The sequence below is a fragment of the Halobellus captivus genome (genome assembly GCF_007655485.1).
GTDB lineage: Archaea > Halobacteriota > Halobacteria > Halobacteriales > Haloferacaceae > Haloquadratum > Haloquadratum captivum.
Genome location: NZ_VJXQ01000002.1, coordinates 531,434 through 546,350, shown reverse-complemented (window position 1 = coordinate 546,350; position 14,917 = coordinate 531,434). Strand labels below are relative to the sequence as shown.

The following is a 14,917-nucleotide window of genomic DNA, read 5'->3' as shown; positions in this document are numbered from 1 at the left end:
GAATCGGTGAGAACTCGCTCGCGACGGTACCGCTCTCAGGGGCCGAGCGAGATCGTCCGCCGACGAATTGCGCCGCAACTCGGACAGATGTGCCGGTACTGGACGACCCCGCCGGTCGTCACCGCCTGCCACTCGCCGTCGGTGTCGTCGTAGCCGCACTTCGGACAGACGAGGTCGACCTGGCTGTACTGCGTTTTGAGCCGCTCGAAGGGTGATCTGTACGTGCTCGCCATTGTGCTATCATCTAACACGGCTTCCGCCATAATAAGTATAATTATTATTCGTATCCTTTTGCCGGAATTGCGGATGGATTATCGACATTCAACGAACCTTCCCTTGTCGGATTGCGGAAACCCTTTTGCCTCCCGTCGGTACGTACGGGACGATGATCGGAGGTGGTCCGACGTGACGATGGAGGACCGTATCGAGGAGCTACGCGAAAAGCGCGAGCGCGCGCTGAAAGGGGGTGGACAGTCGCGCATCGACGCCCAGCACGACAAGGGGAAGATGACCGCCCGCGAACGGATCGAGTACTTCCTCGACGACGGGACCTTTCGGGAAATCGACCAGCTCCGAACGCACCGAAATCACAACTTCGGGATGGAGGAGAAACGGCTTCCGGGCGACGGCGTCGTGACCGGCTACGGCGAGGTAGACGGGAGAAAGACGTTCGTCTTCGCCCACGACTTCACCGTCTTCGGCGGCTCGCTCGGCGAGGTCCTCGCCGAGAAGATCACGAAGGTGATGGACAAAGCCGTCGAGGTGGGCGCGCCGGTCGTCGGCCTCAACGACTCCGCGGGTGCGCGGATCCAAGAGGGCGTCCAGTCGCTCGCGGGCTTCGGCGAGATCTTCCGCCGAAACACCGAGGCATCGGGCGTCGTCCCGCAGATCTCGGCGATTATGGGCCCGTGCGCGGGCGGGGCGGTCTACTCGCCCGCGCTGACGGATTTCACCTTTATGGTGAAGGACACGAGCCACATGTTCATCACCGGCCCCGACGTGATCAAGACCGTCACGGGCGAGGAGGTGAGCTTCGAGGAACTCGGCGGCGCGGTCACCCACGCCGCCACCTCGGGCGTCGCCCAGTTCGCCTGCGAGAGTGAGGAGGAAGCGCTCGACGACATCCGGCGTCTCTTATCGTATCTCCCGCCGAACAACGTCGAGGACCCGCCGCGCGTCGATCCCTGGGACGATCCAGAACGCGCCGACGAGTCGTTGAATTCTGTTGTACCTGACGAGCCGAGAAAGCCCTACGATATGCGCGAGGTCTTCGAGGGCGTTCTCGACGAGGGCTCCTTCTTCGAGGTTCACGAGGGATTCGCGAAGAACGTCCTCGTCGGCTTCGCCCGCCTCGACGGCCACTCCGTCGGCGTCGTCGCCAACCAACCGCGCGTCAACGCCGGAACGCTCGACATCGAGGCGTCCGAGAAGGCCTCGCGGTTCGTCCGGATCTGCGATTCGTTTAATATCCCCATCGTCTCCTTCGTTGACGTCCCCGGCTTCCTGCCCGGCACAGATCAGGAGCACGAGGGCATCATCCGCCACGGCGCGAAACTCCTGTACGCCTACTCGGAGGCGACGGTGCCGCTTCTGACCGTCATCACGCGGAAGGCCTACGGCGGCGCGTACGACGTGATGGCCTCGAAGCACCTGGGAGCCGACGTCAACTACGCGTGGCCGACGGCCGAAATCGCCGTGATGGGGCCGCAGGGCGCGGTGAACATCCTCTACAGCGACGAACTCGCGGCGGCGGAGGACCCCGAACAGCGCCGCGAGGAACTGATCGAGGAGTACCGCGACGAGTTCGCGAACCCGTACACGGCCGCCGACCGCGGCTTCATCGATGCCGTGATCGAGCCGCCGGAGACGCGCGCGCGACTGGTTTCTGACCTCGAACTGCTCCGCTCGAAGCGCGAGTCGCTCCCCGAGAAGAAACACGGGAACCTCCCGATCTGATCGCCGATGAACAGCGAGAACGTCGCCGAGGGGGAAGACGACTTCACCGACTGCCTATCGATCCCCGACGTCGCCGACGAGGAGGAGGCCGCTGCGATCGCTGCGGCGGTCGCCGCACACGTCTCAGACGGCGAGCGCGCGGCCGTCGCTGTCGCCGCCGCAGCGGCCCGCGCGGGGCCGACGTGGGACGGCGAGAAATGGGCGTTCGCCGGTCGCGTGAGCGCGACGAGCGGCCGACGCGTTCGACGCGTCCCCGACGGCGCGCCGCGTGAGAAGTGGACTGCGGCGGCGCGTGCGGATCGGTTCTGACCGGTGGCGCAGACGCGGTTGCGCGTTTGAACCCGAAGCTCCCGCTCACCACGTCGCTAGCTACCGAGAATCGAGATCCAAATTACGCCGAGGAGGAAGGTGCCGAGCTGCCCTTCTTGCGCGTGATGTAGCCCGCGATGCGGTTTCGGACGCCCTTCGATTCAACGTTCGTCAGGCTCGCGACGCTCTCTTTGTTCGTCTCGAAGTCCGTGTTGAACGCCTGGGGATACTTCTCTAAAAGCACCTTTCCGAGCTGCTTGACGTATTTGGGTTTGATCGCCATACTCCACTGTTCCGTCAGCGAGCACTAAAACGATTCGTTCCGCAGGCGCTGTACTGTGTCGTTCGGAGTGGCACCGTCGAAATCGATGTGGAGACGACCTCGAAGGACTCACAGGAACTACGGCGACCGGCCCAACTGCTCGTCGAGGATGAGTCGCGTCTTGGTGTTCTTCACCTCGTCGAGCTCGCGCGCGCGAGTGATGAGCTGATTCACCGCACGGGTGTCGGCGGCGTCGACGACGAGCACGACGTCCTCTTCGCCCGATACCTGCCAGACGAAGTCGACCTGCTCCCACTCGGTCATCTGGTCCGTGATCTCGGTGGTGTCGACGTCGACCTTCACCGACACCTCGATCATCGCCTTGATGTTCCCCGTGCGCGTCGAGACGGTGAACCGCTCGATGACCCCCTCCTCGGTCAGCCGTTCGACCCGGTTTCTGACCGTTCCCTCGGAGGTCCCGATCTGCGAGGCGATTTCGGTGTACGGCGTCCGCGCGTCCCGTCGCAGAATGTCGAGGATCTGCCGATCGAGGTCGTCCATACGGGCCCGACGAACCGCAGGGGCTTACCGATTACGAAAATCGTAACTGAGCTACGAAAGCAACACTTATACCCCCGGATACCGTGCGTTTCTCGTAATGTCGGACGCCTATCTGGCCCTGGAGGACGGCCGCGTAATCGAGGCCCGCGGACGCGCTCCGGGACGGACCCGCGGCGAGCTAGTGTTCACGACCGCCTACACCGGCTACGAGGAGAGCCTGACCGATCCCTCCTACGAGGAGCAGGTCCTGACGTTCTCGTACCCGCTCATCGGAAACTACGGCGTCCGAACGGAGCGATTCGAGTCCGACCGCGTCCACCCGCGCGCGGCGATTGCCCACGAGTTCACCGAGGATGTCGTCGAGTGGCTGGACGAGGAAGACGTCCCCGCGCTCGATCACATCGACACGCGCGATCTGGTCACCTCCATCCGCGAAGAGGGGGCGATGAAGTGCGGGATCGCGGTCGGCGAGGACGTCACGCCCGAGGACGCCAAAGCCGAGTTGGCGGAGTGCAAAGGTATGAGCGAGCACGTCGACATCGGCAAACAGGTGACGACCGTCGAGCACACCACCTACGGCGACGGCGACATCGACGTCGCGCTCGTCGACTGCGGCGCGAAGCTGTCGATCGTCGAGTCGCTCGTCGAGCGGAACGCGACGGTCGAGGTGCTCCCCTACAACACCACGCCGGAGGAGCTCGCCGAGGTCGACCCCGACCTCCTGTTCATCTCCAACGGCCCGGGCGACCCGGCGAACTTCGGGGCCGCCCAGACGCTCGTCGAGGAGTACGTCGGTGAGGTTCCCATCGCGGGCATCTGCCTCGGCCAGCAGGTCGTCGCGCGTGCGCTCGGCGGCACCACCGAGAAGATGGACTTCGGCCACCGCGGCGTCAATCAGCCCGTTCGCGACCTCGACTCCGGGCAGGTCGTCATGACTACGCAGAACCACGGCTACACCGTCGGCGAACCCGGCGATGAACTCGACGTGAAGCAGGTCAACGTCAACGACGGCACCGCCGAGGGGCTCGCGAACGACGAACTCGACGTCATCACGCGACAGTACCACCCCGAGGCCCATCCCGGCCCGCACGACTCGCTGGGGTTCTTTGACGACGTCCTCGAGATGACGAGTACGAGCCACCACGCCGTCGCCGACGACTGATCGCATCCCCGACGACAGATCGCATCCCCCGACGACTGAGTTCACCGACCATCGACGGCGACTGAGTTCACTGACCGTCGCCGACGAATCGGTCTCCGTTATCACGAATTCTGTCGGATCACACCCCACGAGAACGATCAGCGGCCGTTTCAGTGTCAACCCCGGCGAAGGATACCCACGGATTTATGACGAAACGGACGGTGGACGGATCTATGAGCCAACCGGAGATCGTCCAGGCCGACCTCGCTGACGAGGACGTGGTCGCTCGAGTCGACCTCGGCGGCGAGGACGAACTGTACGTGACGCCGACGCGGACGCTGCTCTACCGTGCGGAGGGCTTACTCTCCGACGAGTCCGTCAAGGAGTACCCCCACGAGGCCGAGCGGATCACCGTCTCGGAGGGCCGCCGCAAGGCGAAGGTGACGCTCGATTACGGTCTCGACGGCGAAGAGACGATATCGCTCCCCGCGAAGCGGTTCGAGCGCGCGTTGCACCCGATCGTCGAGGGCGTTCTGAAGGCAAACGGCGTTCTCGAACCCGACGAACCGATGGAGCGGCTCTTCCGATTCAGCGAGCTCACGGTCGCGATCGCGGGCGAGCGCGTGGTTCGACACATCGGCGAGAGCCTGTGGGATGAGGACTTCGAGTCGTACCACTTCGGCGACGTCACCGATCTCGTTTTCGAGGACGGCAGCGTCGCGACGTCGATCGTTCTGACGGTCGACGGTCGACAAGAGCGGTTCAAAGCGCCGAACGACGAGGCCCGCGCGGTCCGCGCGGCGTTGGAGACGACGCTTCTGTCCTACTGGGACGTCGATTCGATCGAGGAGTTTCGGGCGGCCGCGGAACCCGAAGAAGACGATACGGACGCCGAGGCCAAGGCGGCCGACTCGAAGGAGGTCACGTTCGGCGACGGACCGGACCCGTTGATCGCCGACCCGTCCGAACCCGAGGAGTTCCCGGCGAACGCGACCCGATCGGCCGAAGAATCACGAGGCGACGAGTCAGCGCCGGGGAACGTCGACGCCCTCGCCCAACAGGTCGAGCGGCGTCCCGAAGACGAGACGTCGGGAGGCGTCAAAGCCGATTCGCCGTCGCAGTCCGACGCGACCGAGAGCGGGTCGGCTCCCGAATCACCCGCGGCGACGACGGCTTCGGACGCCGGGGAGTCGGATCCGCTGGGTGTGAGTCCGGCTGAAAGCGGCTCGACGGAATCCACCGGCGAGGCGGGAGAATCCCGTTCGACGCGGGGTGCGCGGGATACCGACGACTCGAAACCGAATCCATCCGATTTCGCGGGATCGGGCTTCGAGGCGGCGGCTCCGGCGGACGAACGCGTCCTCGACGAACTGGCGGAGCTCCGCGAAACGGTCGAGCAGCAAAGCGACGAGATTCGGACGCAGCGCGAACTCATCGAACAGCTCATCGAAGAACTCCGTCGCGGCCGATAGTCGGTCACGACGGAGCGGTTTGTTCTGCTGTTCATCCGTGTGTGATCTTTGCTCACCGAGAGCGACTCGCGTCCGACTATTTTCGTCCGACCACCCCCGTCCGACTATTTTCGTTCGATCATTCTCGTCCGACTATTCCCGTCCGAGAACTTTCCGCACGCACGAAGGGCCGAAGGGACCGAGTTCACCCGCCTCAAATTTCACGAAGTGCCCGGTCAAAAGGCTCGCGCCGCAGCGTCGGCATTCGTAGTCACCCGTCCGTTCGACCACCTGCTGTTCGAATCGAACGTACGTGCCGCCCCGGCGCGTCCGGAGTCGCCCGTCCTCACGCTCGATGACGCCCCGTAGCTCCGCCGTGTCGAGGATCTCTCTGGTGAGCGCGGGGTTCGTCGTCACCGACTCGATGCGGTCGACCGCCTCTGAGAGCGACAGCGACTCGTGTTCGAGATGGGCCAGCAGGTCGACGCCGAGTTCGACGCGCCCGGTCCGATCGAGCTCCGCGACGGGCCGTCGCTCGCGTTCGACGGGGGATTCTGATAACTCGTCAGTCCCGGCGATGCTCTCGGCATCGGTATCGTCGCGTTCTCCACTCCCGTCGTCGCGCTCGCGGTCCCCGCCGAACGTCGAGAGATCGGGTTGTCGCTCTTCCTCGTCGGCCACGGTTCGACCGGTCGTCGGTCCCGCAGCGACAAAATAACTGTTATGCCCGCGGGGCGGCGACGCGGAGACGATGGACCGGTCCCGCCTGCGCGTGCGCGTCGTCGTCGGGGGGACGATCGCCGCGGTCGTCGCCGCCGCGGTCGTCGTTTCGCCGGAGATGGTGCTCTCGCGCGCCTCGTGGCTCGTCGCCGATCCGTGGCGGCTCGTCGCCGCCTCGATCGCACTCGCCGCCGTGCGTCCCCTCCTCGCGTGGCCGACGACGCTTTTGGCCGTCCTTCTCGGCTACGGCCTGGGTCCGGTCGGATTCCCGCTGGCGCTCGCGCTCGTCACGCTGACGAGCGTGCCGCCGTTTCTCCTCGCGCGGCGCTACGGACGGACGGGCGGGCTCGCAGACGCGGGTGAGGCGTTCGTCGATCGAGCGGGCGGCGTGCGAAGCGTCGTCGCCAGTCGACTCGTACCGGCCCCCTCCGACGTCGTGAGCGTCGCGGCAGGTATCGCGGGCGTTCGCCTCTCGACGTTCCTCGTCGGGACTGCGATCGGTGAGGTTCCGTGGGTCGTCGCGGGTGTGCTCGCGGGCGCGTCCGCGGAGTCGCTCCTCGTAAGTGACGTCAGCAACGTGTTCGATCCCCGCGTGGTCGTCGCCGCGGGACTGACGGCGGTGCTCCTCTTGGGACCGGTCGCGTACGACTGGTATCTGGATCGATGTGGTGCGGGTGGAGACAACGGTAACGAGGTTTGAGGGCGTTGCGTACGCGAGCGATGACCCGAGATCGACAGACGACGACCGCGACGCCGTCGTCGGACTTGCGAAGGTTTAAGAACGTCATCGGCTTACGAGGAGATGAGCCCGGGTGGCTTAGCTGGACATAGCGCCGCACTCATAGGGTTTCCTGAGATTCGGTGCGGTACGCCTTGGAAGCCTCCGCCGCTCCCCACGGGGCCCGCCGAGCCTCGGACCTGGGACATGCGGAGATCGTGGGTTCGGAGCCCACCCCGGGCACTTTTTGAGTACTGCTGTCACGAACGACGTGATACGATCGGTTGTACCGTTTCACTCGTGATCACGTTCCCCGCGACCGCGATCATCGCGAAGAAACGATACTTGGCCTCCGAGGAGTCGACGTGCGGACTCTCCGATTCTGGATCGATCGTCTCAGGTGAAAATCACGAAATCACTCCCGACGATTTATCTGTCCACCTGTTGATCGACGTCTATGGGCGGTATCGAACTACGGAACGGAACACTCGCCGTCGAACGTGAGCTAAACCAGCTAGACGAGTTAGCGATTGCGTTTTCTCACGTTCTCGATCGGTTCGATATCGAGCACGTCTACATCGCGGGTTACGTCTCGATCCTCGCCGGGCGGGCGCGCTCTACCGAAGACGTCGACGTCCTCATCGAACGAATAGACGAAGAAACTGCAGAAGCGCTCGTAGAGACGCTTGACGAGGAGGGCTTTTGGGGACCGGCGATGCCGCTCACATCGATGTACGAGATGCTCGATCACGGCGATAACATTTGGGTTGCGCCGACGGACCAGATCACGCCGCATCTCGAAGTCAAGTTCCCACGCGACGAGTTCGACCGCGCATCCCTCGAAAACGCGATCACGGCCGAAATCGACGATACCCCCCTCGCGATTGGACCGTTGGAGCTACAGATTGCCTACAAACTTCATCTCGGCGCGCAGAAGGACATTGAGGATGCGGTCCACCTGTATACGCTTTTCGCGGAAAGTCTTAGTGTGTCTCGCCTCGAAATGTGGGTAACGCGGCTCGATGTCGAAGACGAATATGAGCGACTCAAACGCGCATAAGCGCCTCGATGCGAAGCACGAACGAAACCGCGAGCAACGCATCGAGGGTATCAAGCGGTGGGTTGAATACATCCGATCAGAACCGCCGGAGAAGTGGGGGTCACAGCAGAATGCGATTGTCAACGGCCAACTCGATGCAGCTCAAAGCCTACAGACGTCAGCCGCCCACCAGCAGCGCGTTGCGGACGTCGCAAGGGATATCCTCGCAGTGCGTGAGAAGTCCGATGACGATCGGGAGTAGGCGGCGCCACCACCAATCCGTCCCATAGCGGCTCTCGATAGTTCTAAAAACTCGAACAGAGCGGATCTCGATTCGGTGGCTTAGTGTCACTTTCTATGGGTGTCTGAGAGTGGACGTAATACCCATCAGGTGTTACCTCGCTAGTACACATCTGCCACGCGTCACCACCAAGGGCCACGTCACCATCGCCGAGAGAATCCGGGATGCGCTCGGAATTGAGCCGGGCGATGAGGTCGCGTTTGAGGAGGTCGATTCCGGCTACATAATCCAAGAGAGAGAACCGACCACGTCGGACGGAGATGATCCCTTCGAGAAGTACCGTGCAGCGCTGAGAGTGCTGAGAAGATGCCGGATCAGACGCCCCTTCGGTTACGGTGATCGTTTTCGTCACCGTACTGCGCACATATAAGTAGACGGACAGAGCTCGTAGGGAGCGGTTTTCACTCGCAGAGCCAGTGGCTAGCGCTGTCGCTCTCGGATGTAGCGTCGAAAGAAAGGAAAATCGAAGGACCGGAATCAGTTCCGGTGGTTCAGCCGTTCAGCTCAGTCGCGGCGGACCGCGAGCAGAGCGGCGGCGAGGAGCGCGGTGAGCGCGACGACCACACCGAATCCGGGCGTGGACGTGTCAGAGTCGCCATCGGAGTCGCCGTCAGCGGGCTCGTCCGTCGGCTCGTCGGTTGGCTCGTCGGTTGGCTCATCCGTCGGCTCGTCCGTCGGCTCGTCCGTCGGTTCAGCCGTGGTCGTGGAGTCGTCGACCGCTTCGACGACCGTGCCGGACTCAGTCACGTCGCTGCCGAGGATGCTACCACTGCTGCGGATAGTGATATCGTACTCGTCACCGACGCTCTGTTCGCTGAAGTCAAACGTTGCGCTCCAGGTGCCGTCAGACTGGACGACAGGCGAAGCGGACTTCAGGAAGCTCGGGCTGGTGTCACCAGTGCTGCGGATGCGGAGGCTGAGCTCCGTACCCGGGGCGAGCGAGGTCGTACCGGTGACGCTCTGCTCGGCAGCGTTCGTGACGTTGAATGGCTCGTCGACCGAAGCCTCAGGTTCGACGACCTCGAAGTTGGTCTCGGTCGTCTCCTGCTCGTCGTCGTCGTATTCGTCAGACAGGTAGTCGTTCTGGTTGAGGACCGTGTAGTTAGCGGTCAGTTCCGTGTCGTCCTCAATCAGGTCACCTTCAGAGGTGTTGACGTCGCCAGTCTGGACAACGACGTAGTAGGTGTCTTCGTCACCGTTGGCGAGGACAGACGTATTGTCGCCGCCAAGGTTGAGCGTGTAGGCTTCCTGGTTCGCACCGGGGCTGGCTTCCTCAATCGTGAGGGAGTGAGCAGATGCGGTGAGATACGTGTCTGCATCCAGTGATTCACTGTCCTGGGCGCCGAGTGCGCCTTCAAGACCGGAGGCCTGAATTTCAACGACGAGCTGGTCGCCGTTGGCGATTTCGGAGGATTCAGTCAGTTCACCGTCTTCGACGGCTGCCGTGACGTCCTCGAGATCAGAGACAGAGGTTCCGTCCGGGAGGGTCCACGTGTTCACCGCGTCCGTGCCGCGCTCTTGGAGCGTGACCGTCGCGATGTCCGTGGAGTCGTCGCCCGAGGTACTATCAGCTGCGTAGGCCTCGAAGTCGTAGTCGCCCGCATCGACGAGGTCCGACGTGTTCGTTGCGAGGTACTGCTCGTCGATCACGTCGTCGCTGTCGGAGTCGAGCATGAACACGGTGTCACTGCCAACATCGTCGGACAGTGCACTCGTATCGAGGTAGGCCGTCACTTCACCATCGTTGTTGTCGTCAACAAGGGTGGCGTTAGCGACGACTCCGTCGCTGCTCGAACCGAACTCGACACTCGCGGTGTCGGTGCTGTCGAGTTCGACGGTGAACTCGAAGACGTCACCGCGCTGTTCGGTGATGACACCGTCGGCGAAGTTGACGTCGTCGTCAGCGGGTTCGCTAATGGTGACCGTCGAAGATTCGACTTCGACAGCGGACGCGTTGTCCGTCACCTGAACCGTGTAATCGCCCGTGTCTCGGTCAGCACTGAAGCTGAAGTCGTAGTCGCCCTGACCACTGAGAGAAGCACCGTCACTCTCGACGGTGTCGCCGTCACTGTCGACGAGTTCGACGAGGATGTTGCGGTTGGATGCCGTCGCCTCGACGGTTCCTTCGATGTCGTCCTCAGTGGTGACGTTCAGTTCGTCAACGGAGACCGACAGACCGAGGTCGCGAACCGTGAAATTCGACTGGCCGTCGAAGTCGTACGTGCCAGTTTCAAGGTTAGCGGTGTTTACGTAGAAAACTTCACTGTTTGTTCCGGCAGAGAAGCTTCGGAAGTAGTCATCGCCCGTGATATCGAAGTCACTCGGTGGCGTACTTCCGTTGTAAACGGCGATTGTCGTGCCCTGGTAGACGTTTCGATCCGTGTTGAGCTGACTCGTGTTGTACGACTCAGCCGCGAATGCCACGGTGATGGTCTGACTGCTACTGCTGTCAACAACCTGGCTCGACAGTTCGAGCTCCAGATCGTTCGACGCGATAGCAGAGCCACTGGTGTTCAGGTAGACGGTGTTGCCGTCAGTCCAACTGTCACCGTAGTTCACCTGACCAGAGACGTTAGTGTCTCCGTCGTAGAGGGTGAAGTTCTGCGCAGTCAGATTTTCACTGGCAAGACCAGCATTGTCTTCGAACGGTACCTCGATAACGAAATTACTGGACCCATCGCTGGCGTTGTCGTAGTGGACGGCGCCACCAGCATAGGTCGCATTAGCCGCAGCAGCCGTTCCCGTGAACGCCACGGTCCCAGCGAAAACGCTGAAAACCATAAGCGCCGCGAGAATGACCGCGCGGGTCTTGTTTGTATTTCCTGTCATAGTTTGTTGTGTTACCACAATCGGCGACAGCAGTTTTACGCGCACCGGAGTTCGGCCAGTTGACCGATCGGGCGGTCCGCAGTACTCGCTGGTGCCACCATGGGTAGGGGTACGGGACAACCAAGTACTACGTCCGGTAAATACTTTGTGTAGTCGTCTGACGCTAATCGGCCGCAAACGCCCCCGAGAGACCGATATATTGTGATAGAGCATCACACACAATTGTGGGCGATAATTGAGTGCGTGAGTGCTATTTTTTAGATATGTGACACACGCATACGTCCACTTCAAACGTCACTCAATGAGCAGGAATCGCAAAACCCGACGAGTACGATGATAAAATCAGACCACGTTCGCCATCACAGATTCGAACGGCGAGCCACTCAACCCTGCGTATCGGACGAGGTATCGGCCGCCGCGCCGTCAGTCGAAGAACCATCCGTTGTCGACTCGTCCGTCGAGCCGTCGTCTCCGGAGCCGCCGCCGATATTGAGTTCCTGTTCGCTCTGTTCGAGTTCGACGCTGACGGTGCCGTCTCCGTCACCGTTGACGTCGCCCTCCGAGACCGAGAGGTTCGACTGGTAGGAGACGAGCGTGCCGTTATCGCTCAGTGTGGGCGACGTCGCGACCGTGTACGGGCCGGTCGCGCGCACGCTGACGTTCGTGTAGCCGTTCTCTGGCCCGTACTCGTCGTAGCCGGTCGTCGAGTACGGCAGCGTCATCTCGAATTCGCCGTCCGAGTTCGTTTCCGCGTGCTGGGTGTAGGTGAACGTCGAGTTCGTATTCGGAATCCGTAGCTCGGTCTGTGCGGTCACCGTCGTGTCCGCGGGCGCACCGCTGCCTTGTACCGTCGCCCCGGGCACACGCTCGAAGGTCTTCACCCACGCGGGGTTGTTCGGCACGACCGCCTGCGGGTTGACGCCCGCGATCTGTGAGTTGCGGCCGGTGGTCCGGAGGATGGAGTTCGCCGCGGACGTGTCGCTCACGTGCGCCAGCCGGTAGTGTTCGAGCGCGTCGACGCGCTCGGTCGGGAAGGAGCCGACCCCGCCGACCTGTGCGGAGCCGTCCTCCTCGACGTACTCCTCGGCGGCACTCATATTATCGAACGTCCGGACGAAGGTGTCCTCACCCTGCGGGTTGGCGGGGACGGTCACCGCGTCGCCGCCTTGGGTCTGGACCTGGCGGTCCTCCCAGTCGACGACGATCGGCGAGGGATCCTGCGCGCTGCCGTGGTAGTAGTACAGCCTCGTCATCGTGCTGTCGTAGAAACGGTCCGTCCGAACGGAGGTGGTCCCGACGAACTGCCCCTCGTTCTCGTCGTCGAAGCGGTACATCGTCCGGATGAAGTCCTCGCGCGAGACGTTCTCCTCCGCGTTGTAGAACACCGTCGGCGCGCCGAACTTCGATCCCGGCGTCGCCATCTGCCAGTCGACCATCACGTAGCGGGTCTGCTCGCCCGTGTCGCTCTGAGAGGCGAGGACGTCCTCGGATTGTTCCTCATCGGGAGCGAGCAGGAAGTTCGCGGCGTCGCCCGCGCCCTCCTGGAACGGGTTCGCGTTCGGGATGCGTTCGCCCTCGACGGTGATCCAGTGGCCGTAGTCCCACCAAGACATCACGCCGTAGGCTCCTTCAGGGTACTCGAAGTCCTCAGTGCGCTCGTAGGTGCCGTAGTATTCCATTTCCCCTTCGTTACCAGCTCCTCCGAGATTCCCCTCTTCGGGCGTGTTGCCCTGCATCCATTCGAGGGATTCGTCCCAGACGGTGACCGCGCCGGGACCGTTGTTCTGCGCGGACTCCCACGCGGGCGACGTCGACGTGTTGCCAACAGTTATCGGCACGGCCAGTGCGGGACCGAGAATCAGCAGGACGGTGGCGACGATCGCTAGCACCTGATAGCCGTCGATGTCGTCGACGGCCTCACGCGCGGAGACGTTGAGATCAAGCCACGAGAGGACCTGTCCGAACAGGTAGGCGTTGAAGACGGCGACGGTGGTTGCCAGATAGTAGTTGAAGCGGACTTGGGTGAACGCCATCGACGTGATGAACACTGCCCAGACCACGAGGAAGAGTTTGTCCGCGTCGTAGTTCGTCATAAGGGTCGCACCGACGATGAGCGCCGAGATGATGAGCAGGCCAGCGACTTGGTCGTCGATACCGGTGGCGCTCTCGATTCCGCCGAGAATCGCGGGGACGAGGAAGAGCAGCGCGATGACGGCGAGTGCGCCGCTGATGTAGCCGTACGCTCTGGTCGTTCCCTTCTTTACGAGCGGGCGAGCGTGGAGCCACACGACTGCGAGGATGCCCGTGAAGAACGTCAGACCGTATTCGAGCGAAATCCGTCCGGCGGCATCGACGCCGTAGCGTTGGAGCGAACCAGGAGAGATGAACGGCTGGGCCTCGCCGATGGTTCGAGCGGTGGCGCTCGCAGAGAAGCCGACGATACCGAGGAGGTTGCCGACGACGAGGTCGAGGAGACCGATCGGGAGGATCGCCAAGATACCGACTCCGACGGCACCGATCGCCGCGACAGCGATCGGGTACAGATCCGTATCTAACTCAGTCCCTTCCCAGACGCGGGCGAGCCACGATAAGGCGATCGCTGCGACTGCCACGCCGAGCGCTGCCAGGGGTTGGATGAGCGACGGGATCGTCGTCGTAAAGCCCGACTGCTCGAACGCGAGTAGAGCCATTATCGTAACGACCAGCATACTCGTCGCCACGACGAATGCCGTCGGCTCCGGTGTCTGGCCGGTGACGACGTCACTCGTGATCTTGACAATCGCGAAGACACCGACGATGCCCACGAGTACAACCGCCGGTGGCCACACCCAGACGTAGATGCCGGTGAGGAATCCGGCGAGGAGACTCCATTTCAGCGGCTCTTCCAACGAGTCGAGTTCGCGGTTCTCGATCACTTCCTCCCGGACGACTTCCCAGACGGGGAGCGTCTGTTGGGCTTTCTGGAGGGCGATCACGAAACCGGCGACTGCGAGGGCCATCGCCAGTGGCTCGACGGCGTTGTGGTCGGCGACGCCGACGAGGGTTCGGTTGAGGAACGATCCTGGGAGTAACAGGAGCACGACCGCGCCGAAGAGCCCAGCGAACCGACCTGCGATGCGCTTTCCGATGACATAAACCGGGATTGCCGTGAGCGCGCCTGCGACCGCAGGTGCAACGAGAAGCGTCTTCGCGATGAGTTCGGGGCTCGGCGAACCCAGTCCGATGACGAGGGCGGCTGTCGCGACGATCTGATCATATAGGGTCCCGAACTGGCCGACGTACGTCCCGTACGGGAAGTTCGTCCACGGGTCGAACGGCATCGTCGATGGCCAGTTTTGGACGGTGTATACTGTCGACCGAAGGTGGTACCACGCGTCGTTCCCGGAGAAGAACACCTCTCCGTTTCGAATGAAGTTACTATACGACTGCAGTCGGATTGCCGCCATCGCGACGACAACGAGGAGGAGTGCAGGGATATGATACCAGTCCTCTACGATATCGAGGATGGACTGTCCCCCAGCATCGTCTGTTTCACTGCGCGAACCCATTATGGAATGACTGTTTCGGAAAGAGTGAATAAGCCTTGTGAAGTATGCGGCAAGGAGTTGAATGCGCTCTCAGTTATCGGGT

General features: G+C 62.5%; 13 protein-coding genes, 1 tRNA gene and 1 pseudogene. 9 read left to right on the top strand and 6 right to left on the bottom strand.

Annotated elements, in window-relative coordinates; genetic code table 11:
* Positions 1-35 precede the first annotated feature (35 nt).
* Positions 36-233, bottom strand: a complete 198-nt coding sequence (locus FJT57_RS08065; RefSeq protein WP_144903943.1) for an HVO_0649 family zinc finger protein — start codon at positions 231-233, stop codon at positions 36-38.
* Between the two features lie 178 nt (positions 234-411).
* Between FJT57_RS08065 and FJT57_RS08060 the strand changes: the two genes are divergently transcribed.
* Positions 412-1,956, top strand: a complete 1,545-nt coding sequence (locus FJT57_RS08060; RefSeq protein WP_144903941.1) for an acyl-CoA carboxylase subunit beta — start codon at positions 412-414, stop codon at positions 1,954-1,956.
* Between the two features lie 6 nt (positions 1,957-1,962).
* Positions 1,963-2,265 (top strand): acc operon protein, encoded by a 303-nt coding sequence (locus FJT57_RS08055; protein WP_144903939.1) that lies wholly within the window; start codon positions 1,963-1,965, stop codon positions 2,263-2,265.
* An 82-nt stretch (positions 2,266-2,347) separates the two neighbouring features.
* On the opposite strand, the gene FJT57_RS08050 is transcribed toward FJT57_RS08055, so the two are convergent.
* Entirely contained in the window at positions 2,348-2,548 is a 201-nt protein-coding gene (locus tag FJT57_RS08050; protein WP_144903937.1) for a 30S ribosomal protein S17e, read from the bottom strand.
* 117 nt (positions 2,549-2,665) lie between these two features.
* The gene (locus FJT57_RS08045; protein ID WP_144903936.1) at positions 2,666-3,088 is read right to left on the bottom strand and encodes an Lrp/AsnC family transcriptional regulator; all 423 of its coding nucleotides are present in this window, start codon (positions 3,086-3,088) and stop codon (positions 2,666-2,668) included.
* A 97-nt stretch (positions 3,089-3,185) separates the two neighbouring features.
* Between FJT57_RS08045 and carA the strand changes: the two genes are divergently transcribed.
* Both carA and FJT57_RS08035 read left to right on the top strand, forming a co-directional pair.
* Positions 3,186-4,250, top strand: a complete 1,065-nt coding sequence (gene carA / locus FJT57_RS08040) for a glutamine-hydrolyzing carbamoyl-phosphate synthase small subunit (protein WP_144903934.1) — start codon at positions 3,186-3,188, stop codon at positions 4,248-4,250.
* Positions 4,251-4,462: 212 nt separating this feature from the next.
* Entirely contained in the window at positions 4,463-5,701 is a 1,239-nt protein-coding gene (locus tag FJT57_RS08035; protein WP_144903932.1) for a DUF7115 domain-containing protein, read from the top strand.
* Between the two features lie 132 nt (positions 5,702-5,833).
* On the opposite strand, the gene FJT57_RS08030 is transcribed toward FJT57_RS08035, so the two are convergent.
* On the bottom strand, positions 5,834-6,259 hold the full coding sequence (locus tag FJT57_RS08030; protein ID WP_394348810.1) for a DUF5830 family protein: 426 nt from the start codon (positions 6,257-6,259) through the stop codon (positions 5,834-5,836).
* Between the two features lie 172 nt (positions 6,260-6,431).
* Here FJT57_RS08030 and FJT57_RS08025 point away from each other — a divergent pair, with 172 nt between their 5' ends.
* From FJT57_RS08025 to FJT57_RS08010, 5 genes and pseudogenes are all read left to right on the top strand, one after another.
* Complete coding sequence (locus tag FJT57_RS08025) at positions 6,432-7,100, top strand: TVP38/TMEM64 family protein (RefSeq protein ID WP_144903930.1); 669 nt, start codon at positions 6,432-6,434, stop codon at positions 7,098-7,100.
* A 106-nt stretch (positions 7,101-7,206) separates the two neighbouring features.
* Positions 7,207-7,361 (top strand) — tRNA-Met (locus FJT57_RS16400).
* A 214-nt stretch (positions 7,362-7,575) separates the two neighbouring features.
* The gene (locus FJT57_RS08020) at positions 7,576-8,178 is read left to right on the top strand and encodes a hypothetical protein (RefSeq protein WP_144903928.1); all 603 of its coding nucleotides are present in this window, start codon (positions 7,576-7,578) and stop codon (positions 8,176-8,178) included.
* Entirely contained in the window at positions 8,156-8,419 is a 264-nt protein-coding gene (locus tag FJT57_RS08015) for a hypothetical protein (RefSeq protein WP_144903926.1), read from the top strand. The genes FJT57_RS08020 and FJT57_RS08015 overlap by 23 nt, the downstream gene beginning before the upstream one ends.
* 151 nt (positions 8,420-8,570) lie before the next feature.
* Positions 8,571-8,776: pseudogene (locus FJT57_RS08010) on the top strand (AbrB/MazE/SpoVT family DNA-binding domain-containing protein); the annotation flags it as partial.
* Between the two features lie 186 nt (positions 8,777-8,962).
* On the opposite strand, the gene FJT57_RS16635 reads toward FJT57_RS08010, so the two are convergent.
* Together FJT57_RS16635 and FJT57_RS08000 are read right to left on the bottom strand one after the other, a co-directional pair.
* Positions 8,963-11,287, bottom strand: coding sequence for a BGTF surface domain-containing protein (locus FJT57_RS16635; protein WP_203229126.1), 2,325 nt, complete (start codon positions 11,285-11,287; stop codon positions 8,963-8,965).
* Positions 11,288-11,670: 383 nt separating this feature from the next.
* The gene (locus FJT57_RS08000; protein ID WP_144903922.1) at positions 11,671-14,835 is read right to left on the bottom strand and encodes an oligosaccharyl transferase, archaeosortase A system-associated; all 3,165 of its coding nucleotides are present in this window, start codon (positions 14,833-14,835) and stop codon (positions 11,671-11,673) included.
* Positions 14,836-14,917 lie beyond the last annotated feature (82 nt).

Coding starts and splice junctions, on each gene's coding strand:
- FJT57_RS08050 (WP_144903937.1), bottom strand. CDS start 2,548: ATGGCGATCAAACCCAAATACGTCAAGCAGCTCGGAAAGGTGCTTTTA.
- FJT57_RS08000 (WP_144903922.1), bottom strand. CDS start 14,835: ATGGGTTCGCGCAGTGAAACAGACGATGCTGGGGGACAGTCCATCCTC.
- FJT57_RS08065 (WP_144903943.1), bottom strand. CDS start 233: ATGGCGAGCACGTACAGATCACCCTTCGAGCGGCTCAAAACGCAGTAC.
- FJT57_RS08015 (WP_144903926.1), top strand. CDS start 8,156: ATGAGCGACTCAAACGCGCATAAGCGCCTCGATGCGAAGCACGAACGA.
- FJT57_RS08035 (WP_144903932.1), top strand. CDS start 4,463: ATGAGCCAACCGGAGATCGTCCAGGCCGACCTCGCTGACGAGGACGTG.
- carA (WP_144903934.1), top strand. CDS start 3,186: ATGTCGGACGCCTATCTGGCCCTGGAGGACGGCCGCGTAATCGAGGCC.
- FJT57_RS16635 (WP_203229126.1), bottom strand. CDS start 11,287: ATGACAGGAAATACAAACAAGACCCGCGCGGTCATTCTCGCGGCGCTT.
- FJT57_RS08055 (WP_144903939.1), top strand. CDS start 1,963: ATGAACAGCGAGAACGTCGCCGAGGGGGAAGACGACTTCACCGACTGC.
- FJT57_RS08020 (WP_144903928.1), top strand. CDS start 7,576: ATGGGCGGTATCGAACTACGGAACGGAACACTCGCCGTCGAACGTGAG.
- FJT57_RS08025 (WP_144903930.1), top strand. CDS start 6,432: ATGGACCGGTCCCGCCTGCGCGTGCGCGTCGTCGTCGGGGGGACGATC.
- FJT57_RS08060 (WP_144903941.1), top strand. CDS start 412: ATGGAGGACCGTATCGAGGAGCTACGCGAAAAGCGCGAGCGCGCGCTG.
- FJT57_RS08045 (WP_144903936.1), bottom strand. CDS start 3,088: ATGGACGACCTCGATCGGCAGATCCTCGACATTCTGCGACGGGACGCG.